Raw genomic sequence first — 25749 nt, forward strand, 5'->3', positions numbered from 1 at the left:
GCGAGATGCAGGTCGATGAAGCGTCCGCCGCGGGCCGCGGCCTCGCGGACACCGGGCGCTACATCGCGCGCTCGATCCGGCAGTCGCTGCGGCTGATGGTCGGGTTGCCCGACTACGACGTCTACCTGAGCCACATGGCGGCCACGCATCCCGACCGGCCGCCGATGAGCTACGAGGCCTTCTTCCGCGAGCGGCTCGAGGCGCGCTACGGCGCGGGCAAGGGGCGCTGCTGTTGAGCTGGGCGAGAATGGTCCGCTGACGATCACCACGCTTCCGAAGGAAGCGTTTTTTCATTCATGCAAGAAGAGTTGGAGACGGCGATCGGCCTGCTGAACGCGAGCCGGCGCGTCGTCGTTTTTTCCGGCGCGGGGCTGTCCCGCGCCTCGGGCATCCCGACCTACCGGGACGCCGATGGGCTGTGGATGCAGCAGAACGCGATCCAGTTCTCGCATGCGGAGGACCTGGCGCGCGATCCCGCAGGCTTCACGAAGTTCTGGGGGCAGCGTCTGGCCGTGATCGAGGAGGCGGCGCCGAATGCGGGGCATCGGGCGCTGGCTGCGCTGCAGCGCTTGCGGCCGGCTACGCGGCTGATCACGCAGAACGTCGATGGGCTGCTGACGCAGGCGGGATGCATGGACGTGCTGGAGCTGCATGGGAATCTGCGGCGCTGGCGGTGCGATCGGTGCGGCAATCGGCATGGGCCCTGGCCCTTTCATCGCTGCCTGCGGTGTGGGGGGCATGCGCGGCCCGATGTGGTGATGTTTGGGGAGATGCTGAATCCGGGGGTGTTGATGGATGCGCAGGAGGCTTCGGTGGACTGCGATCTGTTCGTGCTGGTTGGGAGTACGGCTGTGGTTTATCCGGCGGCGGATTTGCCTGTGGCTGCGATGGCGCATGGGGCTGCGTTGATCACGTTGAACATGGAGCCTATTGCGCATCTGGACGACAGGGCGCGTGTCGTGCTGAGAGGGGCTTCGGAAGTCTTGTTGCCGTTGATGGTGGAGGGGTTGAAGGGGGTTTGAGATTGCAGGCCGGGTCTCGCCCCGGCGGGCGAGTCACTTTCTCTTGTCTCGCCAAGAGAAAGTAACCAAAGAGAAGGCGACCCCGCTGTCTGCGTCCCTCCGCTTCGCTACGGGCAACCTGCGGTGCTCGCGTTTCGCGGGGTCTCGCAGAACTCGCTTCGCTCAAACAGCTGCGAGCCCTTATCCGCGAAACGCTGCGCTCCTCGGCGCAGCCAGAGGGGGTGGATCGGGCCATCGCTTCGCTCGGCCTCTTGTTCCCTCTCCCTCTGGGAGAGGGTTAGGGTGAGGGCACCGGGCCTTGCAACTGGACTGGACCTCTGCATCGCCGCCCTGGCGCGGCACTACGAAGCTGCAGGAAAGCGGTGGTACATGAAGTACTTGCCGTCCTGTTCCCAGCCTTGCCGTTCATAGAGCTGCTGCGCCGACACGTTCTCGCGTGCGACGTTCAGCGAGATGCGCGCGGCACCCAGTGACCATGCATACGACTCGACAGCCGCGAGCAGGCGCGAGGCGACGCCCTTGCGGCGCCCGGCCGCGGCGACGAACAGGTCGTTAAGGATGAACACGCGCGTGAGCGAGACCGACGAGAAGATCGGGTAGAGCTGCGCGAAGCCGACGGGCACGGTGCCGTCGTGGCAGAGGAAGACCACCGATTCGCCATGGTCGAGGCGCTCGCGCAGGAAGGCGCGTGCGGCGGGCAGGTCGCCGGGCTGGCCCTGGAACTGGCGGTACTGGTCGAACAGCGCGGCCAGCGCATCGAGGTCGGCCATCACGGCCTGGCGGGCGGAGATCGTGGTCATGGGGCGCTCGGGTGAGATGAAGCGCGCAGGGTAGCAAAGCACCTCGCGCGCCGCGGACTCAGCGAGGCTCGCCGCGCCACACGGGGCGCAGTGCATCGTCGATCGCCCAGTGCGCCTGGCGGGGCTCGATGTGCACGCCGCCGATCCAGCGTTCGTGGCTCGCATGGTCGATCCAGTACCTCTCGCCCGCGAGCACGCGCCGGCCCAGTGTCGTGAGTTCGAGCGGGCGCCGGGGCCAGTCGCGCTGTGCCTCGGATTCCACGATCAGCGGCTCGGCTGCGTCGATCAAGGGGCGCACGAGCGCATGGAACATCAGGTCGCCGAGAAAGGGCAGCGGCTCGCGATGCTCGTTGAGTTCGGCATAGACCTGGCCGAACGCGGGTCGGTCGTGCTCGTCGATGGTCTGGAGCACCAGGCGCTCGGTCAGCGAGAGGCCGTCGCGCAGCGAGGGCAGCTCCTGCAACTGCCGCCGCAACGCGGGCGCGAGGAAGGGCAGGGCGGGCGTCTCGCCGTGCGCGATGTCGGCCCAGGCTTCGGGCGAGGACGCGCGGTAGGCACGCCATGCGTTGCGCGCGAGTTCGAGCGCGGGCGCATCGATGGGCCTGCGGCGCGGCCACAGCCAGGCCAGCACGGCGGGTGCGAGCTGGCCGATGCCGATGAAGCGGTCGACGCCGGGCACGCGATCGATCTCGATCAGCTCGAGCTTCGCGGGCAGGCGCTCGAGCCGCGCGAGCACGGCGATCAGGAACAGCTGGTCGTAGGCATCGGCCTCGCACCAGAGCACGGCGCGGCCGGCATCGGGCAGGCGCGCGAGCGCTTCGTATTCGCCGCGCATGCGGCCGCGTGCGTCGTCGGGCGGCAGGCCGAAGGTCCGGGCGACGAAGGCGCTGCGCGTCTCGATGAAGGCGGCTTCGGGCTGCTCGGGCACCGGGCCCATGCACAGCGGGTCCGCGAACATGTGGAAGGCGCCGCGGAAGCCGGCCAGTTGCAGGGTGTGGGCGATGTCGTTGCCGCAACGCAAGTGCCGGGTGCCGGCCTCGTCGTCGGCCACGAAGCCCGGATGCGCCGCGGCGAAGTCGACCGCGTCGACATGGGCCTTGAGCCTGGGCCAGCTCGCGAAGCCGAGTTCGCGCGCGATCAGCCATTGGGCGTCGGCCAGCCGTGGTGCCGAAGCGCTCCGGCGCGAGAGAAGGGACGGTGGCGCGGCGGCGCTGCCATCGGTGAGCCGCGCGAGCAATTCCTTGGCGCGCTTGCGCTGCTGCTCGAGGTTGATGTGGCCGCTGCGGGCCGAGGCGCGATGGGTGTCGCGAGGGGCGTTGGACATACGAACTCCAGTGTCGGCCGTGTCCGCTGTCTGGCCGGGAGTCGCATGGGCATGCGATGGGGGATGAAACCTGGGCGCAGCCCTTTCCGCGGACGGGAGGCGTGGAAGACGCCGGCGCCGATTCTAGGAGCGATTTACTTGTTTTCGGGGATGGCTGCACGAGGACCGTGAGGACACACTCCGTTGCGTTTTTTTCAACGCGTCAGAGACACCATGCAAGCACCCCTTCGCGCCGTGCGCACCATTCCTCGCTCCATTCCGAGTGGCCCATCCTCCATGCGGCGCCTGCTGCGCGCGGTGCCGCTCGCGGCGCTGCTCATGGCTGGCGGCAGCTTTGCCGCGGGCTTCAGCGGCGGCGGTGTCGGCAATGGCGGCACCAGCGATTCGGGCGGCTCGGGCGGCGGCGGCGGGGCGGCGGCGCAGGCCGCCGGCGGTGCAACGGCGATCGGCGGGGGCGGCAACGGCGGCAATGCGAGTTCGGGCGCGACCGGCGGCGCTGGCGGTTCGGGCGCGAGCACCACCGTCGCGGGAGGCTCCGCGATCGGCGCGGGAGGGAGCGGCGGCAATGCGAATTCGACCGGCACGGGCGGCTCCGGTGGCTCGGGCGCGAGCACGACCGCCGCCGGCGGCTCCGCGATGGGCGCGGGCGGGCGTGGCGGCGATGCCTTCGCTGGCGGAACAGGTGGCGTGGGCGGTTCGGGCGCGAGCGTGACCGGGGGCGGCGCCACGGCCGTGGGCGGCGGCGGCAATGGCGGCCAGGCCGCCGGGGGAGCCGGTGGAGCGGGCGGCCAAGGGGCCTTGGCTGGTGACCAGGGCGCCACGGCCATAGGCGGCGGCGGCAACGGCGGCGAGTCCGCAGGGGGAACCGGTGGCGCGGGCGGCAGAGGAGCCTCGGCGGCTGGCGGCCAAGGAACCATGGCCATTGGCGGCGGCGGCCATGGTGGCGAGGCCAATTCAGGGGGAACCGGTGGCACAGGCGGTAGCGGTGCCACGGCAACGGGCGGTCAAGGCGCCATGGCCATCGGCGGCGGCGGCAACGGCGGCCTGGGCGTGGCCGGGGGCCACGGTGGCGCGGGCGGTGGCGGCGCCACGGCAGCCGGCAGCGGGGCGATCGCATTGGGTGCGGGGGGCAATGGTGCCGAAGGGTGCTGCGGCGGTACCGCGCCATCGGGCGGCAATGGCGCGCAGGCCTCCGCCACGGGCGCGATCGCACTCGGCAGCGCCGACGGCACGCGCTCGGGCGCGGTCGCATCGGGCGCCGCGAGTACCGCGATCGGCGGCGCGGGCAATGGATCGGCCGGTGCCTCGGCCCAGGCCGCGGGCAGCGTGGCGCTGGGCAGCGGCAGCCAGGTGGCGAGCGGCGCGAACGGCAGCGTGGCGATCGGCGCGAACTCGGTCGCGACCGATGCCAACACGGTCTCGTTCGGATCGGCCGGCCAGACGCGCGGGCTGGTCAACGTGAGCGCGGGCGCGGTGACGGCCACCAGCACCGATGCGGTCAACGGCAGCCAGCTCCACGGCGTGCAGCAGACGGCGAACAGTGCGTCGGCGGCGGCCAGCGCCGCGCAGGGCACCGCGACGGCGGCGCAGACGGCCGCTGCCGCCGCGCAGACCACGGCGGATGCCGCGTCGACGGCGGCGGGCACGGCGCAAGGCACGGCCACGGCAGCGCAGACGGCGGCCGCTGCCGCGCAAACCACGGCCAATGCCGCATCGACGGCGGCGACCACGGCGCAGGGCACGGCCACGGCAGCGCAGACGGCGGCCGCTGCCGCGCAGACCACGGCCAATGCTGCGTCGACAGCGGCGAATACGGCGCAAGGCACGGCCACGGCAGCACAGACGGCCGCTGCCGCCGCGCAGGCCACGGGCACGGCCGCGCAGGCCGCCGCCGCCGCGGCACAGACCACGGCCAATGCCGCGCAGACGACCGCCACGGCCGCCCAGGGCGCGGCCGCCACCGCGCAGACCACCGCCAACGCGGCACAGGGCACCGCGACGGCCGCGCAGGGCACCGCCAATTCGGCACTGGGCCTGGCGCAGAACTCGGCGCAGTACGGCGCGGGCGGCACCTCGCTGCAGCTCAATGCCAATGGCGGCGCGGGCACCACCATCGCCAACGTCGCGGCGGGGCAGAACGCGACCGACGCGGCCAATGTGGGCCAGGTGCAGCAGGCGCAGCAGAGCGCGGTCAGCTCGGCGAACAACTTCACGGTGCAGCAGGTCACGGCGCTGCAGGCGCTGATGAACCAGGCGCTGGCCAGCGGCGTGTGCTCGATGAACGCCTCGGGCGCGGTGGCCTGCGGCAGCGGCTCGGTGTCCAGCGGCGCCGGCAGCACCTCGATGGGCACGAACGCGCAGGCGATCGGCGAAGACACGACCGCCATCGGCAACGGTGCGCGCGCCGAGCACAAGGGTTCGGTGGCGATCGGCGCGGGCGCGCGGGCGCTGGCCGACCCCACCACCGCGGTCGGCAACAACGCGGTGGCGACGGGCAACAACGCGGTCGCGCTCGGCGCCAACACGCTGGCCTCGGGCAGCAACTCGGTGGCACTTGGCCAGGGCTCGGTCGCCGATCGCGACAACACGGTGTCGGTGGGCAACGCGGCCACCGGCCAGCTGCGCGCGATCGCCAACGTGGCGCCGGGCCTGCTGGGCACCGACGCGGTCAACGTCAACCAGCTGCAGCAGGCCGTGAGCGGCGCGGTGCAGCAGTCCAATGCCTTCGCCGCGCGCGGCGTGGCGGCCTCGCTCGCGATGCCGGCGATGCCGGCGCTCGCCGCCGGCAAGAAGTGGATGGGCGCGGCCGTGGGCAACTACGCGGGCGCATCGGCGATCGGCTTCGCCTTCGGCTACCAGGTGAGCGAGAACCTCAACCTCGGGCTCGGCGTGTCCACCGCCACCAGCGGCGGCAGCGGCAGCCACATCGCGACGCGGGTGCAGGCGGGCTACGCCTGGTGAGGGGAGGGCGGCCACGCAGCCGCCTCGTTTCGACGGGAATTGAATGCCGTTCGATTTTGGATGTCGTATAAACTTGGACGACGTTCAACTTTGAAGGTTTCGCCTTGCCAGTCCCGGAGATCCCCGGCCGCCGCGAACGGCGGCGCGTCCAGACGCTCGACCACGTGGCGACCACCGCTATGCAACTGTTCGAGGCCCAGGGCTACGACGCCACCACGATGGAGCAGATCGCGCTGCGGGCCGACGTGGCCAAGGGCACGCTCTACAACCATTTCGCGACCAAGGAGGCAGTGCTCGCGCACTGGATCCACCTGGAGCTCGCGGCCGATACCGCGCGGCTGGCCGAACTGGTCGGCGCGCCCGGCGGTTTCGAGGCGCGGCTCGCGCGGCTGCTCGAGGCTTCGGCCGCATGGTCGCAGCGCCATCGCGCCTACCTGCTCGACTACTTCCGCTTTCGCTTCCTCAACATCGAGTCCGAGATCGACGGCGGTGGCGATCCCGAGGGCCGGCCGCGCGACCTGATCGGGCTGTTCGCGCTGCTGATCCGCGATGCGCAGCAGGAGGGCAGCCTGCGCGCCGACCTCGCGCCCGATCATCTCGCGCAACTGCTGCACCACCTGTACTTCGGCGCGCTGATGCGCTGGCTCACGCTGCCGGGCCTGGAACTGGGCGAGGAGTTCGCGGCGATCGTCGAGGTCTTCGTCGAGGGCACGCGCGCCGGTGCCAAGGCCGCGAGGAGGAAGCGCGCATGAGGATCGCGGTCGTCACCTACGGCACCGAGGGCGATGCGCGTCCCCTAGCCGCGCTGTGCCATGCGCTCGACGCGGCCGGCCATTCGACCTTGCTGCTGGCCGATGCCTCCACGCTCGGCGCCGCGCAGCGCCTGGGCGTGCGTTCGCAGGCGCTCGCCGGCGACATTCAGGGCGCGCTGGGCGCGAGCGGCGCGATCGCCAACGTGGTCGCGCAGAGCCACAACCCGGGCGCGGCCGCGAAGGCGCTCGCGGCCATCGCCAACGCCAATGCCGCGGCCTGGCTGCGGCAGACCGTCGAGGCGGCACGCGATTGCGATGCCATCGTGTCGGCGGGGCTCGCGGCCTTCGTCGGGCTCTCGGCCGGCGACGCGCTGCGCGTGCCGGTGATCGGCGCGGGCATGTTCCCGCTCACGCCCACGCGCGATTTCGCCACGCCCTTCGTGCCGCCCGCGAAGGTGCCGCGCTGGCTGCACCGCACCAGCCATCGCTTCGTCAACGCGATGCTGTGGCGCGCCTTCCGCCCGGCGATCAATGCGGCGCGCGCCGAGGTCTGCGGCCTGCCGGCACGCGGCAAGATGTGGGACGGGCACGCGATGCTCTACGGCTTCTCGCCGAGCCTGCTGCCGCGCCCTGCCGACTGGCCCGGCAACGCGGTGGCCTTCGGGCAGTGGATGCCGCCCGCCAGCGCTTGGCAGGTGCCCGCGGCGCTGCAGGCTTTTCTGGACGCGGGCGAGGCGCCGGTCTACCTGGGCTTCGGCAGCATGACGGGCTTCGATGCGGTGCGCATGCGCGCGATGCTGGTCGAGGCGATGGCGGGCCGGCGCACGGTGTTCAACCCGGGCTGGAGCGGCATGGCGATGCACGGGCTGCCGGCCAACTTCCACGTGGTGGGCGACGTGCCGCACGACTGGCTGTTCGCGCGCATGGCGGCGGTGGTGCACCACGGCGGCTCGGGCACCGCGCATTCGGCGGCGCGTGCCGGCGTGCCCTCGGTGGTGGTGCCGTTCGCGGGCGACCAGTTCTTCTGGGCCCACCAGCTCGCGCGTGCCGGTGTGGCGCCCGCGGCGGTGGCCGGCACGCGGCTCACGGCGCAGGACCTGGCGCGCGGTATCGCCTGGACCGACGACGAGGCGGTGCGCTCGCGGGCGCGCGAACTCGGCGAGCGCATGCGCGCCGAGCAGGGACTGGCGCGCGCCGTGGCCTTCATCGAGGCCACGCTCGCGCGCTGATCAGGGGCGCACCAGCGGGATCTGCAGGTTGGTCGGCCGGTTCTGCTCGGTGTCGAAGCCGCGGCCGTCGATGTGGCGCGCGCCCCAGAACAGCATGTCGCCGCGCAGGTGGACGAGGTCGTACTCCATGAAATGGCGGCCCGCCGCCAGGCCGAAGGGCGCGAAGCTCTTGCCGAACACGCTCTGCGTGCCGTTGAGCTCCCACTTCGCATAGCCCTGGCTCGCCACCTGGTTCAGCAGGTCGGCGAAGCCCTGGATCAGCGGCGTGACCTCGTAGGCCTCGTCGGCCACGAAGTCCACCTTCTGCGCGCCGGCCGCGATCGGGTGCGCGCCGCGCCACAGCATGTGGCCCTTGATGAGGACGCGCGCGAGCGGCACGGCGCCGTTCGGGTCGGCCGAGTTGACGATGGCGAGCTCGAAGCGGTCGTCGGGCAGGGCCTTGAAGGCGCGCTTCAGGTAGAAGGGCTTGAGCGTGCCGTCGGCATTCTTCGCGGCGCTGGGCCGGACTTCGGTCGCGATGCTGGTCCAGTCGCCCAGAAGGGCTTGTTGGGTCTGTTCCTCGGTCATGGGGCTGCCCTGTGTGAAGAGGCCGGCAGTGTGCGGCGGGAGGCCGAACGCTCGTTAACCCAAATCGGCAAAATGCGCGGGCCGGCGTACGCTGGCGTCCCACCGCCCCTTGCCGACGCATGGCCATCACCCTCGACCTGTACGACGACTTCCACCTGCATGGTGCTTCCGCGCCCGAGTGGCAGCAGCGCTACCTGCAGCTGTCGCAGGGCGTGATGCGCAGCACGCTGGCCGAAGCCGTGTCGGGCGGGGTGCACGTGTTCCGCAAGTGGATGAGCGAGCGCGTCGTGCAGCAGGGCTGCCTGCCGGCGGGACGGCTGTGCTTCGCGGTCGGCAATGGCCAGGGCGCGGGCATTCCGCGCGTGCAGGGCCGCGCGCTCGAGGACCACAGCCTGTTCCTGCTGCGCGCCGGCGAGGACTTCACCTTGCAGCGTCCGCGCGACATGGAACTGCTGGCCGTGACCTTCGAGGCCGAGCAGTTCCGCCGCCTGCTTGATGCGCGGCCCTTGCCGCCGCAGGCGCTGCGCCTGCTGTCGCAGCCGGTGCTGCGCGCGCCGGCCGAAGCCGTGGCGCGCTTGCGGCACGCCTTGCTGGGGCTGGTGCAGGGCGGCGATACCGCGCACGAGGAAGCCGCTGCGTGCATCGCCTTCGAGGCATTGCATGCCGTGCTCGAGGGGGCGGCCGGTGCCCCACCGGGCGTGGCGGGCAGCTCGGCGAGCTTCATCGTCTCGGAGTGCCATCGCATCGTGGCCGCCAGCGGCGCCGCGCCGCCCGACATCGAGGCGCTGTGCCGGCGCCTGCGCACCAGCCGGCGCAGCCTGCAGAACGGCTTCCGGCAGATGGCCGACACGACGCCGGTGCATTACCTGCGCAGCCTGCGGCTCAATGCGGTGCGCGGCCGCCTGCTGGCCACCTCGGCCGCGCAATGCAGCGTGTCGCAGGCGGCCGAGGCGCAGGGGTTCCATCAATTGAGCCATTTCTCGCAGCGCTACAAGGCGCTGTTCGGCGAACTGCCGTCGGCGACGCCGCGCGCCATTTCATAGCGCTTCCCCGCTGCCGGGACTCTTCGCTCGGTGGTCCGCCTTTCGGCCTATTGCCGATGCACGCAATGGGACGCGCGTTTCGGCTTTTCGCGAATGGATACTGGAGGCGATGCGGCCGGCGACCGCGAATGGATCCGATCGTCGCCGCATCGCCCATCAAAGACCGAAGCGACACAGGAGACATTCCGAAGATGCCCGCCTACATCATTGCGCAACTCGCCTTCAAAGACCTCGAGGCCTACCGGCGTTATCAACGCGCATTCCCGGCCGTGTTCGCGCGCTTCGACGCGCAATTGCTCGTGGCCGACGAAGCGCCCGAAATCCTCGAAGGCGGATGGCAGCGCGACAAGGTGGTGGTGATGCAATTCGCTGACAAGGAGGCCGCGCGCGCATTCCAGAACGATCCCGGCTATGCGGCGATTGCGCGCGACCGCAAGGCCGGCGCGGATGCGGTGGTGCTGCTGGTGGAGGGATTGCGGCCCCTGGGGCGATAGCCCGGCGGCGCAATTCGGCCGCCCCAAAAAGACATGCGGCCTCGAGGGCCGCATGTGCAATTCGAAAGCGCCAAAGGCGGGTTTCGGGATGGCGCACCGGTGGTAGCGGCGCCTCTCGAAGTCCGTCGCCTTATTTCGCGAGCAGTTCGTCGGGCGACTTGCCGGCTTCGAGCGCGGCCTTGAACCAGCCGGGACGCGGACCGCGGCCGCTCCACACATTGCCCTGGTCGTCCCTGAACTTGGGCGCATTGCCGGCGGCCTTGCGACCCTTGCGGCCCTGGCGCGCGGCGGGTTTCGCCGTGGCGGCGGGACGGCCGGGCGAGCGGCCGAAACCCAATTCGGCGGCCGTGAAGCCATACACCTCGATGGCTTCGCGGATGCGCTCGAGGACGCCGTCGGCTTCCTTCTTGCGAAGCTGATCGGCTTCTTTCTGGAGTTGTTCGATTTGCTTCTGGACCTGTTGGAATGTCTTGGCCATGGAGATGCTTTGTATTTGAGTGAGGAGAGGAGAGCTGGCGAGATTAGGCCGCGAACGCATTTTTCGTTGTCAGCAATTGTCGCAAGATCGAAATCAGGACGAGTCGCAGACAGGTGGTCTACAAAAAAGGCATCCGGTTTGGCCCATCGCCAATCCGTGCCGGCATCGAATCCGGCCCGCCGACTTTATCTGATCGGGAAGCGGAATCCCGGATTCCTTTTTGGGAATTGGGGATTCGGGCTGGCAGGCTTCCGTGCCGGTCGGTGAATGAATTCGACTTCACCGCATCGCGCGGGATTCGGCGCCGGCCGTCGAGGCTGCAATTGGACGACCGCAAAGAACTCGCACTGGAATACCCGGATGCCCAAGTCCGGTGCGCGACCGGCAATCCCAATTCGAGCCCGCCACCCTATTCCGGCGGCGGAATTTATCGTCCGTCGGCCAGGAATGAACGCGGATCGACCGCGCGCCCGCCCACGCGGACCTCGAAATGCAGCTTGACCCGGTCGGCGTCGGTATTGCCCATCTCGGCGATCTGCTGGCCCTTCTGCACGGTCTGGCCCTTCTTCACCAGGGCGCTGCGCAGGTGGGTGTAGACCGACATGCGCGAGCCGCCGTGGTCGATCATGAGCACGTTGCCGTAGCCGCGCAGGGTCTCGCTGACCGTGACCACGCCCCTGGCCGCGGCGACCACCGGCTCGCCGAGCTTGCCGGCGATGTCGACGCCCTTGTTGCTGCCGCCGTTGAAACCCGCGATCACCGGGCCCGGCGCGGGCCAGGCCCAGTCGCCGGTGCCGACGCGCGAGGGCGGCGGGCCCGATTCGCGCGGTGCCGGCGGCACGGGCCGCTTCGAGGGTTCGCGCTCACCGCCCGCGGTGCGCGGCGGCTCCGACGCGCCGCCCGGCGGCACGATGCGCAGCACCTGGCCGACCTCGAGCTTGTCCGGGTCGTCGATGCCGTTCCAGCGCGAGATGTCCTGCATCCGGCGGCCGGTCTTCGAGGCGATGCGGTACAGGGTGTCGCCCGGCTGCACCACGTAGTTGCCGGGACCGCGCGCATCGCTCTTCTCGACGGGCGCGCTGCCCGGGGATGGGGTGGAACAGCCCGCGATGGCCAGCGCCATCGTCAGGGCCACGAGCGGTGCGGCGCGCATGCGCCAGTTCCTGCCTGTCGAAACCAAAACCGGATACCTCCTGGATCAAAAGCCGCCGTGCGCGGCGGGGCATGATCGCACGAGGCGACGGCGGTGGCCGTAGGAGGCCGGGAGGCTCAGGCGATGACGTTGAACCAGCGCGTGGCACTGGCGCCGTCGATGCGGGCTTCCTGCCGCGCATGGGCGGCCTGCTCGAGCACCGCCGTGACCGGTCGCGCCGGGTCGCCGATGGCGAAGCCGACCTTGCAGTCCAGCCCGTGGCCGAGCGCCCGCGCGCCGCGCACCAGCGAGGAGCCGACGCGCTCTGCGGCCTGCGCCAGCCCGTCGCGGGGGCCGGTCAGCACGATGACGAAGGTGTCGGCGTCGATGCGCCCGCAGGCGTCGCCGGGCCGCACCGAGCGGCGCATGCGGCCGACGAAGGCCTGCAGCAGCCGTTCGGCCGCTTCCTCGCCGAGGCGGTCGCGTGCCGCGGCGAGGCCGCCGAGCTCGACGCTGATCGCGCACCAAAGGAAGCCGGGGCTGTTCTCGGCCACGGTGCGGGCCTGCCGCACCTGGGCGAGGAAGACCTCGGGCAGCGGCAGGCCGGTGATGTCGTCGCGCGCCATGTCGTCGGGCGCGGGCGCCATTTCGGCGGCCACGCCGGTCTTCGGCATGGCCTCGGCCGCGGGGCCGGGCACGGTGAGCGCGCGCGCGGTGGCGGTGGGCACCACCACATCGGGCACGTCCATCGAGGCGGGCCGGAATTCGCGGTTGAGCCGGCGCGCGATCAGCGCCGAGGCCGCCAGGCCGAGCACGACCAGGCAGCTGCCCATGCCGAGCAGCGAGGCCAGCGGGTTGCGGGCACTGCGGGTCAGGGTGTCCTCGGGCACGCCGACCGCGACCCACCAGGCCGTGCCGGGCACCGGCGCGATGGTGGAGAGCACCTTCAGGCCGTCGAGCGTGAGGGTGCTGCTGACGCTGCGGTCGGCGCCGGCGATCTTCTGCCGCAGCTGGGGCGTGGCGTGGTGGCCGAGATAGCGGTCCTCGTCGCGCGAGCGCGCGACCACCTTGCCGCTGGCGTCGACCAGCGAGGCAACCCAGCCCTCGGGCCAGATCTGTTCGCGCAGCACCACGCCGAAACCCTCGGGTCGCAGGCCGACGAGCGCGGCCGGTACATCGGCCAGCCACGGCGTGCCATCGGGACGGTAGACGGCATGGAGCGCGGGCGAGGCTTCGCCCGGGCCCTGTACCTCGAAGCGCTGGCCCGAGCGCGGCACGGCGGCGAGCTGGTGGACGTCGGCGCGCAGCCGGTCGGCCTCGCGAGCCATCGCGGCGGCGGTGCTGTTGGCCTTGTCGAGCAGCAACTGGCGCTCGCGGGCCTCTGCCTGGTCGCCCATGCGGGTGGTGACGTAGACGCTGAAGGCCAGCATCGGCACGAGCACGAAGAGCTGGACCGCGATCAGCCAGGGGATGAAGCTCGCCGTGCGCGAGCGCGTGCTTTCCGGCGGGAAAGGGGTGCGTGGGGAGAAGCCGATCCGGTTCATGGCAGGTGTGCGCTGCGCTGGAGCCTGAATGTAACCTTTGGCCTTAAGAAAAGGTCACTAATTGTTGCCCGGAGCAGGGGCTTTTTTCACGTCCTGGTGACCGGCGGTGGCTGCCGGGGTGCGGGCGGCGCTCTCGCGGCCCTGTTCCGCGCCGCCGAAGCCGCGGAAAGGAAACAGATGCTGACAAAGCCGATCGGCCCGCCTGGGCGCGGGAACGCGGCCCGGCGCCCTCAGCCGGCCTCGCCGGCCCCGGCGGCCGCGAAGCCGCGGCCGAGGTCGGCCACCAGGTCGGCCGGCGCCTCGAGCCCGACGTGCAGCCGCACCACTGCGCCGCGCGCGCTCCAGTCGCTCACGCTGCGCGCCGCGCGCATGTTGGCCCAGGCCACGAGGCTCTCGTAGCCGCCCCAGGACGAGCCGCGCCCGAACAGCGAGAGCGCGTCGACCAGCCGCTCGACCGCGGCCGGCGCGATCTCCGGCCGCAGCTCGAAGGACAGCAGCCCGTTGGTGCCGCTGCAGTCGCGCCGCCAGAGATCGTGCCCGGGGTGCGTGGGCAGCGCGGGGCAGAACACGGTCGCGACCTCGGGTCGCGCCTGCAGCCAGCGCGCGACCTCGAGCGCATGCTGCTCGTGCAGGCGCAGCCGCGCCGACAGCGTGCGGATGCCGCGCAGCACCAGCCAGGCGTCGTCGGGGCTCACGGTCATGCCGAAGGCGTCGCAGCGCTCGTTGAGCGCGCGCCAGGCCTCGCGCGTGGTCGCCACCGTGCCCATCATCACGTCGGAGTGGCCCGAGAGGTACTTGGTGGCGGCCATCAGCGAGATGTCGGCGCCGAGCGCGAGCGGGCGGTACTGCAGGCCCGAGCCCCAGGTGTTGTCGGCCGCCAGCAGCGCGCCGCGCGCATGCGCGAGCGCGGCCAGCTTCGGCAGGTCGCACATCTCGTAGACCAGCGAGCCCGGGCACTCGGCGTAGACCAGCCGCGTGGCGGGCTCGAACAGCGCCTCGATGCCGCTGCCGTCGGCCGCGAAGAAGCTGCAGCGGATGCCGTAGGGATCGAGGAAGGAATGCACCAGCTGGCGCGCCGGCTCGTAGACGCTGTCGGACATCAGCACGTGGTCGCCCGGCTTGAGGTAGGACAGCAGCACCATGCCGATGGCCGCGAGGCCGGTGGGAAAGAGCCGCGTGCGGTAGCCGCCCTCGAGCTCGCTCACCGCATCCTCGAGCGCGAAGGTGGTGGGCGTGCCGCGCGCGCCGTAGCTGAAGACGCGCTCCTCGCCGCGCCGCGCGCGGGCGTCGCGCATCGCGGCCACGCTGTCGAACACCACCGTGCTGGCGCGCACCAGCGGCGGGTTGACCGGCGCGCCGCCCGCATGGGCGGGGTGCTTGCCGAGGTGGGCGATGCGGGTTTCGAGGGACAGGCCGGAGGGATCGGTGGGCGAGGCGGGCATGGGCTTCTTCTCTGTCGTGGAGGCGTTCGCCGATGCTAGTCGGCGCGCGCGCCCGACAGCTTCACGATGCGCGACCAGCGTTCGATGTCCTGCCTGAGCTGCGCCGCGAAGGCCTCGGGTGTGTTCGCGACCACCTCGCTGCCGCCGTCGGTCACCTGCCTGTTCACCTCGGGCAGGTGCAGGGTGCGCACGATTGCCTCGTTGAGATAGGCCACGCGCTCGGGCGGCGTGCCGGCCGGCGCGAAGAAGCCGTACCAGTCCTCGAAGCGCGCATTGGCATAGCCGAGTTCCTCGAGCGTGGGCGCCTTCGCGAACACGCCGATGCGGCGCGGGCTGGTCACGGCCAGCACGCGCAGCTTGCCGCTTTGCACCATGCCCGCGACCGAGGCAGTGGAGGTCACGAGCACGTCGACCTGGCCGCCGAGCAGGTCGGTGAGCGCGGGGCCGGCGCCCTTGTAGGGCACGTGCGTCATGTCGACGCCGTTGTCCTTCTGCAGCACCACGCCGACCAGGTGCGAGAGCGTGCCGTTGCCCGGCGTGGCATAGGTGAGCTTGCCGGGGCTGGCCTTGGCCTTCGCGGCCAGGTCGGCGAAGGACTTGAGCGGCGAGTTCGCCTCCACCACCAGCGCGAGCGGCGCCGCGTTGATCTGCGTGATCGGCACGAAGTTCTTGACCGGGTCGAAGCCCGGCGCCGCGTACAGCGCGGGGTTCACCGCCATGATCGAGACCTGCGAGGTCAGCACGGTGTAGCCGTCGGCCCTGGCATCGGCCACCGCCTTGGCGCCGATGTTGCCGCCCGCGCCGCCGCGGTTGTCGACCACGGCCGGCTGGCCCGTGATCTCGGCCAGGCGCGTGGTCACCAGGCGCGCGGTGGCGTCGTTGCCGCCGCCGGGCGGGAACGGCGAGACGAAGCGGATCGGCTGCGTGGGGTAGCCGTTGCGCGCGGGCAGCGGGTCGGCCGCCGCGCCCTGCAGCACGAGCGTGGCGCTCCAGGCCGCGGCGAGCAGCCAGCGCGCGCGGCGCAGGCGGGACGGACGGTGCGGGGAAAGGCCGGATGCAGTCGACATGGTGAACTCCTGGACGGAACGAACGAGGACGAGCGAAGGCCGGACCGTGGCGCGAAGCCGCGGTCCGTGGACTGGCGAGGAACGGGGGCGAGGGCTACGCGTGCGGCGCGCCCGGCAATCGGAAGGCGGCGCGCTCCTGCGCGTCGAGCTGTGCGACCAGGCCGGTCTCCCAGGCGAGGTAGCGGCGCGCGGCCTCCTTGTTGCCGTCGTGGCGGTCGTGCACGAAGAACAGGTAGTCGATGCAGTCGGCATCGCTGGGCAGCGCGGGCGTGGCCTCGAGCGGCAGCCCGGCGGCGCGCCATGCGGCCATGCCGCCCTCGAGCAGCAGCGGCGCCGCGTGGTCCGCGAGTTCGGAGGCGACGGCCCAGGCGGCGAGCGCCGGATCGTCGGCCACCAGCACCAACTGGCGCGTTTCGCCGCGCAGGTCGTCGGCCAGCCGCGGCCGGATCGACCAGCGCGCGCCCGCGATGTGGCCGGCGCGGAACGCCATGCCCGGGCGCAGGTCGACCAGCGCGACCTCGCCGCTCTCGATGCGCGCCGACAGCGCGTGCGCATCGATCGTGACGAGCGGCTTCGGCGCGGGTGCGGTCACTGCCTCGAGCGCCAGCCCGCTCGCGAGCCCGCCCTCGAGCACGCTCGCGTCGTGGCCCATCTGGCGCAGCCAGCTCGCGACCGTGGGCGCGCGCACGCCGTCGCTGTCGAACAGCACCAGCCGCGCGCCGCGCACGCCCAGGTACTGGTCGGCCGCCTGCAGCAGTTGCCCGCCCGGCGTGTGCTGCGCGCCGGGCAGGCTGCCGGCCGCGAATTCCTCGGGCGTGCGCACGTCGCACAGGAACAGGCTGCGGCCCGCGTCGCCGGCCCAGTCGCGGACCGTGCGCGCGTCGACCGTGGGCGCGCCGAAGCGCGCGGCCAGCGCCTGCGCGGCGCCGCGCAGCTCGTTGTTGCCGCTGTCGTCGGCATAGCGCTCGGTGCCGCCGTGCGCGAGCGCATGGTCGGCCAGGTACCAGCCCTGCGTGCCGTTCTCCAGCGCATAGACCGGGTTCGGAACGCCGAGGTTGATCAGCGTCTGCGCGCCGATGATGCTGCGCGTGCGGCCCGCGCAGTTGACGACGATGGTCGTGCGCTCATCGGGCACGAGCCGGCGCACGCGGTAGGCGAGCTCGCCGTTGGGGCAGCAGGTCGCGCCCGGGATGTTCATCTTGAAGAACTCGCTCACGGGCCGGCCGTCGAGCACCACCACGTCGTCGCGGCGCGCGAGCATGGCGGCGAGTTCGTCGGCGCCGATGCGCGGCGTGTGATAGGCCTCCTCGGCCAGTTCGCCGAAGGTCTTCGAGGGCAGGTTCACGCCCGCGAACAGCACATGGCCCGCGGCCTGCCAGGCGCGCGTGCCGCCTTCGAGCACGTGCACGTCGCCGTAGCCGAGCGCCCGCAGGCGTTCGGCCGCGCGATGAGCGACGCCCCGGCTCTCCTCGTCGCCCCCGTCATAGGTCACGACGCGCACGCCGCGGCGCGGCAGCAGGCGCGGCGCATCGAGCTCGAGCCGGCTGAAGGGCAGCGGCACGCCGAGGAACAGGTGCGACTCGCCGTACTGGCCGTGCTCGCGCACGTCGAGCAGCGCGATCTCGCCGCCGTCGTGCAGCCAGCGCTTGAGGGTCTTCGGGTCGATGGAGGTCATGGGGAAAGCGAAAAGGAAGAAAGCGGGGGAGCCGGTTCAGCGCCGCGTCTGCACGCCGATGCCCATGGTCTGGCAGGTGCCGGCCGCGAGGTCGTAGGCGGTGCGGCGGTCCAGCGTCTCGAGCGCGCGGCCGTACATGTGCAGGTGGCGGATGGTCTGCTCGCCCTGGATCTCCACCGAGTGGATGTCCTCGGGCATCAGCGCGATGCCGGCGCCGGGCGCGACCACCACCAGCGCGGTCTCCTCGAGCCGGCCCACGCCGGGCACCGAGCCGTCGTCCAGCCGCCGGTAGACGCGGTTGTGCTCGGTGCCTTCCACCGCGGCGATGCAGGCCCAGGTCGTGTGGTTGTGCGGCACGATGCGCTTGCCCGGGCGCATCACGTTGAGATAGAGCGCGTAGCTCTGGTCGGCGTCCTCGGCGATCAGGTAGCGCGCCTGGTGCTCGCCGGGCTCGGGCGGCGGGTAGTCGCCGGCCTGCCAGTAGTCGGTGCGGGCGGCCAGGCCCTGCAGCGCTTCGAGCACCTCGGCCAGCTTCTCGCGCGTCGGTTCACCGTTGGCGATGGATGTCTTCATGCTGGCGATGGCCGTCTCGACGGCTTCGCGGCGTGGAACGGATGCGGTGCTCATGCGGTTTCTCCTGTGGGGCTGCCCGATTTCTGTGCAGCCACTGTAGTGAGCCCGGCGGCGCCGAACAATCCAGCACGGGCGCAAAACACATCAATAAAATTAATGAATGCCCACGCTCGACCTCGAACTGCTGCGCACGCTCGCCGCCGTCGTCACCCATCGCAGCTTCGCCGCCGCGGCGGTGCACCTGGACCGCACGCAGTCCGCGGTCACGCAGCAGATGCAGCGGCTCGAGGAGCAGATCGGCCATCCGCTGTTCGCCAGGCAGGGCCGGCAGAAGCGGCTGACCGAGCACGGCCAGCGCCTGCTCAACTATGCGCACCACCTGCTGGCGCTCAACGACGAGGCGCTGCGCAGCCTGCGCGAGGGCCAGCTCGAGGGCAACCTGCGCATCGGCGCGCCGCACGACGTGGCCGAGACCATGCTGCCGCTGCTGCTGACCGAGGTGGCGCGCACCTCGCCGCTGCTGCAGCTCGACATCCACGTGGCGCGCAGCCCCTACCTCATGACCTCGCTCAAGCGCGGCGAGGTCGACATGATCATCTCGAACCGCATCGACACCCAGTTCGAGGGCGTGGTGCTGCGCAACTCGCCGACCGTGTGGCTGTGCGCCGCGGGCTACGTGCACGACCCGGCGAAGCCGGTGCCGCTGATCATGGCCGACGGGCCCAGCATCTTCCGGCGCATCGGCCACGAGGCGCTCGACGCGGCCGGCGTGCCCTGGACGCCGCGCTACACCTCCTCGAGCCTGATCGGCATCAAGGCGGCGCTGCGCGCGGGACTCGGCGTGACGGCGCGCGGCGTGGAGCAGCTCGACGCGGGCCTGCGCGTGCTCGGCGTGGGCGACGGCATGCCGCGGCTGCCCGACCTGGCCTACCACCTCTACGTGCGCAGCCACGTGGTGAACCCGGTCACGCGGCAGGTGTTCGAGCACCTGAAGAAGCACCTGCGGCTGCCGCGCACCGACGCGGCGGGCTGAACCCGGGGCTGAGCGGCGCGGGCGCGTTCAGCGCGCCGCGGGTACGGCGTGGCCGTCCTGCTTGGCGCGGTACATCGCCTGGTCGGCGGCCGCGAGCAGGTCGCGCGGCGTCTCGCCGCCACGGCCCAGCGCGATGCCCACCGACACGCCGATCAGCGTGCGCGCGCGTGCCAGCTGCAGCGGCTCGGCGATCGCCGCGATGCAGCGCTGCGCCAACACCTGCGCGCCCTGTTCCGCGGGCTCCACGAGGCCGGTGGCGAGCAGCACGAACTCGTCGCCGCCGATGCGCGCCACGGTGTCCGTCTGCCGCACCAGCGCCTGCAGCCGGCGCGCGATCTCGCGCAGCGCGAGGTCGCCGGCCTCGTGGCCCAGGGTGTCGTTGAGCTGCTTGAAGCCGTCGAGATCGAGGTAGAGCACCGCCACCGGCTGCCCGTGGCGCGCGGCATGGGCCAGCGCCTGCTGCAACCGCTCGTCGAGCAGCTTGCGGTTGGGCAGGCCGGTCAGCGTGTCGTGGTGGGCCAGCCGTGCCAGCGCCTGCTGGTTGTCGACCAGCTTGGCCAGCAGCCGGTTGAAGGCCTGCGTCAGGTGGCCGATCTCGTCGTCGCGCACCACGCGCAGCGGCGCCAGCGGCAGCTCGCCGCGCGTCATGCGGTCGGCCTGGTCGGCGGCACGCAGCAGCGGGCGCAGCAGCCAGGCCATGATCAGGCCGATCACGATCAGCACCATCGTCACGGCCGGCGCGCGCTGCCGCAGGATGAAGGCCTGCATGCGCGCCACCGGCGCGAGCGCCTCCGCCACCGGCAGCCGCGCGACCACGAACCAGCCGGCCGTCGGCACCGAGGCGATGGCCGAGATCTCGTCGATGCCGCGGGCGTTGCGCGTCGTGCCGCTGCCGCGGTAGCCCGCCATTGCGCGGTCGTGCAGCGGGTTCACGCCGTCGGGCGGCGTGGGGGTCAGCATCATCGTCGCGTCGGTCGAGGCGACGAAGAGCCGGTCGCGCGGCGAGATCACGAGGATGCCGCCGGCCTGGCCCACGCGGCCTTCCAGCAGGTGGTCGAGCAGGCCGTCGGCCGTGAGGTCGGCGGTGCCGAGCAGCACGGCCACCACTTCGCCACGGCCGTCGCGCAGCGGCACGGCCATGGGCAGGGCCGCGTGATGCGCCGCCGTCGCCTGCGCCCGGCCCACCGCGCGCCGGCCGGCGCGCGCGGCGGCGAATTCCAGCGCCTCGGTCGAAAACTGCCCGTCCTGGTCGAGCCGCCTGCCGTCGGGCGTGGCGAGCGCCAGGCCGAGCGGGAACAGCGGGTTCAGCGCGCCGCGCTCCGCGAGCCAGGCGTGCAGCGGCGTGGGCTGCGCCAGCAGCTCGGGCGGCACGGCCTGCGCCAGCCGCTCGAGGAAGGCAAGGCGCTCCACCAGGTAGTTGTCGACGTCGCGCGCCACGTAGGCGGCCAGCGCGGTCTGCTGCGAGGCCACCGACTGCGTCAGGTCCTCGCGCAGGAAGCGGCTGAGCTGGATGTAGCTGGCGGCGGTGCCGATGATCGCCATCACCAGCCCCATCACGAGGAGGCGCACGACCAGGCTGCGAGCGGATTTTCGGAGGGTCACTCTGGCGGCGGGTCGTGAGGCGGGAGGTGCGGGACTGTAGCCGAAAGCCTTAGCGCCGCCGCCGCGGCGGGGGTCTTCAGGTCGACCAGATGCGCGGCGTGGCGGCCGGCAGCGACCAGAGCTCGGCGCGCCAGTCCTGCCACACCTGGCGCAGCAGCCGCATCGCGGGTTCGACCACCGGCGCGAGCACGCGCAGCACCACCACCTCGGCATGCGGGCTGGTGGCGCCGGCGCTGCCGGCCAGGCCCTGGGCCTCGATGCGTTCGCGTGCGAGCGCGAGCAGTGCCTCGCGCCGGGCGCGCGCGGCCGGCGTCCCCGCCACGTAGAACAGCGAGGCCAGGCAGCGGTGGCCGCCCAGGCCCAGCGGGCTTTGCAGCAGCCTCTGGTCGGCCGCGTCGATGCGGCCGCGCTCGAGCCACACGCCGGGCGCCTCGATGTGCTGCAGCAGGCTGCCGCGCTCGAAGGGCTGGTGCGCATGCGGCAGGCCCAGCGCCGCCACGTCCCAGCCGACCATCTCGGCGCCGGGTTCGGCCTCGATGGCGATGCGGTTCTCGGCCACGCAGCCGCTGTAGCAGATGGCCTCGAGCGGCAGCCATTCGAGCCGCGCGCCGGCCGCCAGCCGCAGCCGGGTGCGCTGCACCGCGCGCTCGCCCTCGCTGCGGTAGAAGCGCGAGGCGCCGGGCGTGGTCACCAGGCCATGGCTGCCGGCGGCGGCCTCGACCTCGATCTCGAGCGTGTCGCCGCCCACCAGCCCGCCCGGCGGATGCACCAGCACGTTGTGGCAGACGGCACCGCCCTCGGGGTAGAGGCTCTGCAGGATGCGCAGCGGGCCGTCGTGGCGGAAGCGGGCGACGGTGCGGTCGGCTTCGTGGCGGTAGGAAAGATGGAGGCGGGCGTGCCAGGGCATGCGGGGAGTCTATGTGCCGCGTCAGCTCTTCCAGGCGCCGTCGTGCGCGGCGCTGGCCTCGTCGACCAGCGCCGGGCCGATGCATTCGATCGGGTGCGGCGAGACGCGGAACACGTCGCGGCACGACAGCTCGGCATCGCGCTGGTCCTGCCGCTCGCCGCGGAACACGCGCAGCCGCTCGGCGTCGATGCCGAACACCACGCGGCCGATGTTCGACCAGAAGATCGCGCCCGCGCACATCACGCAGGGCTCGCCCGAGGCATAGAGCGTGGCGCCGGCCAGTTCCTCGCGCGAGATGCCGCAGCCCGCGAGCGCGCGGATCGCGTTGGTCTCGGCATGGCCGGTGCAGTCGCCGGTCTCGCCGGTGTTGTTGTAGGCCTCGGCGATCACCTCGCCCGCGGCCGAGACGATGACGGAACCGAAGGGCCGGTTGCCGCGCCGGCGCGCGAGGTGCGACCAGACGATGGCCTTGCGCAGGTAGCGGCCGTCGCGTTCGTCGAGCGCGGTTTCGGCGGGGAAGGAGGGGGATGGGGTGTCGCTGAAGTTCATGCGTGGAAAGAGGGCGTGCGTTCGCCGCGGCGGGGCGGCAGTTTCGTTTGTCTCGGATCGGATGTCCTGGTGACCGCATCATGACCGCCTGAACGGCGGGCCATGGCGCGGGCGCTGCAAGAGCAATTTCCGGGCGGCGCACTTCGATGGTGCATCTGCCGCTGAACGCTTCTACTCTCGGCGGCGTGGAATGCATGCCGCATGCCAAGGCGGCGCGCTCGGGCATTGCGCACGGTGGATCGCCCGCGCGACACAATGCGGGCGCGCAACTTGCATCGGGCAAGGCGCAGAGTAGAAGCGTTCAGTCCACCGGCCTTCGTCCCACCCCCTGGCGAAGCCGGCCGCGACGGGAAATTGCTCTTCGGTTCGTCCCCGCGCATCGCTGGTCGTGCGCGGACATGCAACGCAGAAGGAGTCCCACGCATGCTCGTCACCCGTCAACCCGTCTTCCGCAAGTTCTGGCATGCCGTCATGCCGCTCGCCGACCTGGCCCAGGGGCCCAGGCCCTTCCGGCTGCTCGGCGAGGACATCGTTCTCTTCCTCGACGCCGAGGGCCAGCCGGCCGCGCTGCGCGACCGCTGCTGCCACCGCACCGCGAAGCTCTCCAAGGGCTGGTGCGTCGACGGCGCGGGCCAGGCGTGCGCTCAGGGCGCGATCCAGTGCGGCTACCACGGCTGGACCTACGACCGCGGCGGCCAGGTCATCCGCATCCCGCAGTACGACCCCGAGCGGCCGATTCCGCCCGACTACCGCACCACGGCCTACCGCTGCACCGCGCGCCATGGCTATGCCTGGGTCGCGCTCGAGGAGCCGATCGCCGACATCCCGGCCATTCCCGAGTTCGACGATCCGGGCTACCGCACCATCTTCCAGTTCCACGAGGAGTGGCGGACCAGTCCGCTGCGCGCGCTCGAGAACTCCTTCGACAACTCGCACTTCAGCTTCGTGCACCGCGCCACCTTCGGCGTGGCCGCGAGCCCGAAGCCGAGCCGGTACGAGCTGGTGGAGAACGAGGCGGGCTTCCACGCGGAGACCGTCATCGAGGCGACCAATCCCGCGAAATTCCATGCGATCAGCGGCGTGAGCGATCCCATCACCACGCGCCACATGCGCAATGCCTATTTCCTGCCGTTCTCGCGCCGCCTCGACATCGAGTACCCGAGCGGCATCCGCCACATCATCATCAACTGCTTCACGCCGATCGACGACCACCGCATGCAGCTGTGCCAATGGCTGTTCCGCAACGACACCGAGGCCGACTGCCCGGCCTCGATGCTGATCGCCTTCGACGAGGAGATCACGCGCGAGGACAAGGACATCCTCGAGTCGACCGATCCCGATGCGCTGGTCGACACGCGCCGGCGCGGCGTCGAGTACTCGATGGAGTCGGATCGCCCGGGCATGCTGATCCGCAAGCACCTGATGCAGCTGCTCGCGCGGCATGGCGAGGCCGAGGTGTACCGGGGGATGGACAGCGGCGTGACGGTTGCGAAGGCCGCCTGAAAAACGGGATCGGGCAGCCGGACGCAGAGGACGCGAAGGTTTCGCAGAGGACGCGAAAGGAAAACCAATTTTTTATTGAATTGTTTTGCGCCCTTCGCGAAACCTTCGCGTCCTCTGCGTCCGGAAGTCCGCTTTCTCAGGCCGTCGCAGAGGCCGGGCGCGGTTGAGGCATACGCTGCGACCCCTGCTCGTAGCGGTCCATCGCGAGCCCGTCGGTGCGGATCTCGGGCCGCTGGCCGGTCACGATGTCGGAGATCAGCTTGCCCGAGCCGCAGGCCATGGTCCAGCCCAGGGTGCCGTGGCCGGTGTTGAGGAACAGGTTAGGGTAGCGCGTGGCGCCGACGATCGGGGTGCTGTCGGGCGTCATCGGGCGCAGGCCGGTCCAGAAGCTCGCGCGCGGCAGGTCGCCGCCCGGGAACAGGTCGCTCACCACCTTCTCGAGCGTGGCGCGGCGCTGCGGGTTCAGGCGCAGGTCGAAGCCCGAGAGCTCGGCCATGCCGCCCACGCGGATGCGGTTGTCGAAGCGCGTGACGGCCACCTTGTAGGTCTCGTCGAGCACGGTCGATTGCGGCGCCAGCGATTCGTCGATCAGCGGCACCGTGAGCGAATAGCCCTTGACCGGGTAGACGGGAATGTCGAGGCCCAGCGAGGCGATGGCCGCGCGCGAGTAGCTGCCGAAGGCCATCACGTAGCGGTCGGCCGTGAGCACCTTGCCGGCCGTGGTGCGCACGCCGCTGATGCGGCCGCCCTCGGTCTCGAGCGCCTCGATGCTTTGGCCGAAGCGGAAGTCCACGCCCAGGCCGCGCGCGATCTCGGCCAGGCCGCGCGTGAACAGGTGGCAGTCGCCGGTCTCGTCGTTCGGTAGCCGCAGGCCGCCCGCGAGGCGGTCGCGCGCGCCGGCCAGCGCGGGTTCGACGCGTGCCAGCGCATCGCGGTCGAGCAGTTCGTAGGGCACGCCGCATTCCTCGAGCACCGCGATGTCGCGCTGCACCGCGTCGAGCTGCGCCTGCGTGCGGAACAGCTGCAAGGTGCCGCCGGTGCGGTGCTCGTACTGCAGGCCGGTCTCGGCGCGCAGCGCCTGCAGGCAGCCGCGGCTGTACTCGGCCACCCGCATCATGCGTTCCTTGTTGATCGCATAGCGCTCGGGCGAGCAGTTGCGCAGCATCTGCGCCATCCAGCGCAGCTGGAACAGCGTGCCGTCGGGGCGGATCGACAGCGGCGCATGCTTCTGGAACATCCACTTGATCGCCTTCAGCGGAATGCCGGGCGCGGCCCAGGGCGTGGAGTAGCCGGGCGACACCTGGCCCGCGTTGCCGAAGCTGGTTTCCTCGGCCGGACCGGCCTGCCGGTCGAGCAGGGTGACGTCGGCGCCCGAGCGCGCGAGGTAGTAGGCCGTGGTGGTGCCGATCACGCCGCCGCCCAGAACGATGACTTTCATGGTGTATCCGCTGATTCGAATGGAATGATGAGAATTTATGCGTCAGAATGAAGTGGATTCCACTGTTTTCAAGCGTTCGGCAGCGGAATCCCCTGTGTAGAACCTTCCTATGCGCCGCGCGGAGTGAAAGTGCCCGAGCTCGACCGAATCGACCGCAAGATCCTCGACCTGCTGCAGCGCCAGGGCCGCATTTCCATGACCGAACTGGCCGAGCGCATCGGCCTCTCGGCCTCGCCCTGCGCCGAGCGCGTCAAGCGCATGGAGCGCGACGGCGTCATCAGCGGCTACCACGCGCGCGTGTCGCCCGAGGCGCTGGGCAAGACGCTCTTGGTGTTCGTCGAGATCAAGCTCTCGGCCAAGTCGGGCGACGTGTTCGACAAGGTCAGGCAGGAGCTGCTGCACATGCCCGAGGTGCTCGAATGCCACCTCGTGTCGGGCAGCTTCGACTACCTCGTGAAGGCGCGCCTGAGCGGCATGAGCGAATACCGCCACCTGCTCGGCGACATCCTCAAGAAGCTGCCGGTGGCGGCCGAGTCGCACAGCTACGTGGTCATGGAGGAGATCAAGGAAACCCTGATGCTCGCCACCGACCGCTGAAGGCACGGCTACCATCG

24 protein-coding genes are annotated in these 25749 nt (G+C 71.4%); 10 read left to right on the forward strand and 14 right to left on the reverse strand.

Annotated elements, in window-relative coordinates; translation table 11 throughout:
• Window positions 1-5: 5 nt before the first annotated feature.
• Window positions 6-236 carry a YbdD/YjiX family protein gene (locus tag ACEN9J_RS27495; protein WP_413762575.1) on the forward strand — a complete coding sequence of 77 codons (231 nt, stop codon included), beginning with the start codon at window positions 6-8 and terminating at the stop codon, window positions 234-236.
• Between the two features lie 60 nt (window positions 237-296).
• Window positions 297-1022 (forward strand): SIR2 family NAD-dependent protein deacylase, encoded by a 726-nt coding sequence (locus ACEN9J_RS27500; RefSeq protein ID WP_413762576.1) that lies wholly within the window; start codon window positions 297-299, stop codon window positions 1020-1022.
• A gap of 341 nt (window positions 1023-1363) precedes the next feature.
• Here the strand turns inward: ACEN9J_RS27500 and ACEN9J_RS27505 are convergent, their stop codons facing one another.
• Complete coding sequence (locus ACEN9J_RS27505; protein WP_413762577.1) at window positions 1364-1822, reverse strand: N-acetyltransferase family protein; 459 nt, start codon at window positions 1820-1822, stop codon at window positions 1364-1366.
• 58 nt (window positions 1823-1880) lie between these two features.
• The gene (locus ACEN9J_RS27510; protein ID WP_413762578.1) at window positions 1881-3146 is read right to left on the reverse strand and encodes a DUF1835 domain-containing protein; all 1266 of its coding nucleotides are present in this window, start codon (window positions 3144-3146) and stop codon (window positions 1881-1883) included.
• Between the two features lie 213 nt (window positions 3147-3359).
• Here ACEN9J_RS27510 and ACEN9J_RS27515 point away from each other — a divergent pair, with 213 nt between their 5' ends.
• From ACEN9J_RS27515 to ACEN9J_RS27525, 3 genes are all read left to right on the forward strand, one after another.
• Window positions 3360-6107 (forward strand): YadA family autotransporter adhesin, encoded by a 2748-nt coding sequence (locus ACEN9J_RS27515; RefSeq protein ID WP_413762579.1) that lies wholly within the window; start codon window positions 3360-3362, stop codon window positions 6105-6107.
• A 104-nt stretch (window positions 6108-6211) separates the two neighbouring features.
• Window positions 6212-6859, forward strand: a complete 648-nt coding sequence (locus ACEN9J_RS27520) for a TetR/AcrR family transcriptional regulator (protein WP_413762580.1) — start codon at window positions 6212-6214, stop codon at window positions 6857-6859.
• On the forward strand, window positions 6856-8088 hold the full coding sequence (locus tag ACEN9J_RS27525; protein ID WP_413762581.1) for a glycosyltransferase: 1233 nt from the start codon (window positions 6856-6858) through the stop codon (window positions 8086-8088). Before ACEN9J_RS27520 ends, ACEN9J_RS27525 begins: the two co-directional genes overlap by 4 nt.
• Here ACEN9J_RS27525 and ACEN9J_RS27530 read toward each other — a convergent pair whose 3' ends face one another.
• On the reverse strand, window positions 8089-8655 hold the full coding sequence (locus ACEN9J_RS27530) for a hypothetical protein (RefSeq protein WP_413762582.1): 567 nt from the start codon (window positions 8653-8655) through the stop codon (window positions 8089-8091).
• A 119-nt stretch (window positions 8656-8774) separates the two neighbouring features.
• On the opposite strand from ACEN9J_RS27530, the gene ACEN9J_RS27535 reads away from it, so the two are divergent.
• Window positions 8775-9698, forward strand: a complete 924-nt coding sequence (locus ACEN9J_RS27535; protein ID WP_413762583.1) for a helix-turn-helix domain-containing protein — start codon at window positions 8775-8777, stop codon at window positions 9696-9698.
• Between the two features lie 128 nt (window positions 9699-9826).
• On the forward strand, window positions 9827-10192 hold the full coding sequence (locus ACEN9J_RS27540) for a DUF1330 domain-containing protein (RefSeq protein WP_216087353.1): 366 nt from the start codon (window positions 9827-9829) through the stop codon (window positions 10190-10192).
• A gap of 130 nt (window positions 10193-10322) precedes the next feature.
• Here ACEN9J_RS27540 and ACEN9J_RS27545 read toward each other — a convergent pair whose 3' ends face one another.
• From ACEN9J_RS27545 to ACEN9J_RS27575, 7 genes are all read right to left on the reverse strand, one after another.
• Window positions 10323-10670: an H-NS family nucleoid-associated regulatory protein gene (locus ACEN9J_RS27545; RefSeq protein WP_057591593.1), complete on the reverse strand. Its 348-nt coding sequence runs from the start codon at window positions 10668-10670 to the stop codon at window positions 10323-10325.
• A 427-nt stretch (window positions 10671-11097) separates the two neighbouring features.
• Window positions 11098-11823 (reverse strand): peptidoglycan DD-metalloendopeptidase family protein, encoded by a 726-nt coding sequence (locus tag ACEN9J_RS27550; protein ID WP_261210743.1) that lies wholly within the window; start codon window positions 11821-11823, stop codon window positions 11098-11100.
• Between the two features lie 116 nt (window positions 11824-11939).
• Window positions 11940-13346 carry a diguanylate cyclase domain-containing protein gene (locus ACEN9J_RS27555; protein WP_413762584.1) on the reverse strand — a complete coding sequence of 469 codons (1407 nt, stop codon included), beginning with the start codon at window positions 13344-13346 and terminating at the stop codon, window positions 11940-11942.
• A gap of 230 nt (window positions 13347-13576) precedes the next feature.
• Window positions 13577-14788 carry a cystathionine beta-lyase gene (metC, locus tag ACEN9J_RS27560; RefSeq protein WP_057591590.1) on the reverse strand — a complete coding sequence of 404 codons (1212 nt, stop codon included), beginning with the start codon at window positions 14786-14788 and terminating at the stop codon, window positions 13577-13579.
• A 35-nt stretch (window positions 14789-14823) separates the two neighbouring features.
• Complete coding sequence (locus ACEN9J_RS27565) at window positions 14824-15855, reverse strand: Bug family tripartite tricarboxylate transporter substrate binding protein (RefSeq protein ID WP_057591589.1); 1032 nt, start codon at window positions 15853-15855, stop codon at window positions 14824-14826.
• A 94-nt stretch (window positions 15856-15949) separates the two neighbouring features.
• On the reverse strand, window positions 15950-17530 hold the full coding sequence (locus tag ACEN9J_RS27570; protein WP_413762585.1) for a rhodanese-like domain-containing protein: 1581 nt from the start codon (window positions 17528-17530) through the stop codon (window positions 15950-15952).
• Between the two features lie 36 nt (window positions 17531-17566).
• A complete protein-coding gene (locus ACEN9J_RS27575; RefSeq protein WP_057591587.1) occupies window positions 17567-18157 on the reverse strand; it encodes a cysteine dioxygenase family protein in 591 nt (196 codons plus the stop codon).
• A gap of 106 nt (window positions 18158-18263) precedes the next feature.
• Between ACEN9J_RS27575 and ACEN9J_RS27580 the strand changes: the two genes are divergently transcribed.
• On the forward strand, window positions 18264-19136 hold the full coding sequence (locus tag ACEN9J_RS27580; RefSeq protein ID WP_261210749.1) for a LysR substrate-binding domain-containing protein: 873 nt from the start codon (window positions 18264-18266) through the stop codon (window positions 19134-19136).
• A 27-nt stretch (window positions 19137-19163) separates the two neighbouring features.
• On the opposite strand, the gene ACEN9J_RS27585 is transcribed toward ACEN9J_RS27580, so the two are convergent.
• The 3 genes from ACEN9J_RS27585 to ACEN9J_RS27595 all read right to left on the reverse strand — a co-directional run bounded on the left by ACEN9J_RS27585 (window position 19164) and on the right by ACEN9J_RS27595 (window position 22194).
• Window positions 19164-20738 (reverse strand): diguanylate cyclase domain-containing protein, encoded by a 1575-nt coding sequence (locus ACEN9J_RS27585; protein ID WP_413762586.1) that lies wholly within the window; start codon window positions 20736-20738, stop codon window positions 19164-19166.
• A 76-nt stretch (window positions 20739-20814) separates the two neighbouring features.
• Window positions 20815-21645 (reverse strand): urease accessory protein UreD, encoded by an 831-nt coding sequence (locus ACEN9J_RS27590; RefSeq protein ID WP_413762587.1) that lies wholly within the window; start codon window positions 21643-21645, stop codon window positions 20815-20817.
• A gap of 21 nt (window positions 21646-21666) precedes the next feature.
• A complete protein-coding gene (locus ACEN9J_RS27595; protein WP_413762588.1) occupies window positions 21667-22194 on the reverse strand; it encodes a nucleoside deaminase in 528 nt (175 codons plus the stop codon).
• A gap of 423 nt (window positions 22195-22617) precedes the next feature.
• Between ACEN9J_RS27595 and ACEN9J_RS27600 the strand changes: the two genes are divergently transcribed.
• Window positions 22618-23697: a Rieske 2Fe-2S domain-containing protein gene (locus ACEN9J_RS27600; RefSeq protein WP_413762589.1), complete on the forward strand. Its 1080-nt coding sequence runs from the start codon at window positions 22618-22620 to the stop codon at window positions 23695-23697.
• A gap of 136 nt (window positions 23698-23833) precedes the next feature.
• On the opposite strand, the gene ACEN9J_RS27605 is transcribed toward ACEN9J_RS27600, so the two are convergent.
• A complete protein-coding gene (locus tag ACEN9J_RS27605) occupies window positions 23834-25135 on the reverse strand; it encodes a D-amino acid dehydrogenase (RefSeq protein WP_413762590.1) in 1302 nt (433 codons plus the stop codon).
• 129 nt (window positions 25136-25264) lie between these two features.
• Here ACEN9J_RS27605 and ACEN9J_RS27610 point away from each other — a divergent pair, with 129 nt between their 5' ends.
• Entirely contained in the window at window positions 25265-25732 is a 468-nt protein-coding gene (locus tag ACEN9J_RS27610) for a winged helix-turn-helix transcriptional regulator (RefSeq protein ID WP_057591580.1), read from the forward strand.
• Window positions 25733-25749: the final 17 nt, after the last annotated feature.

The organism is Variovorax sp. Varisp41 (genome assembly GCF_047325085.1).
GTDB lineage: Bacteria > Pseudomonadota > Gammaproteobacteria > Burkholderiales > Burkholderiaceae_C > Variovorax.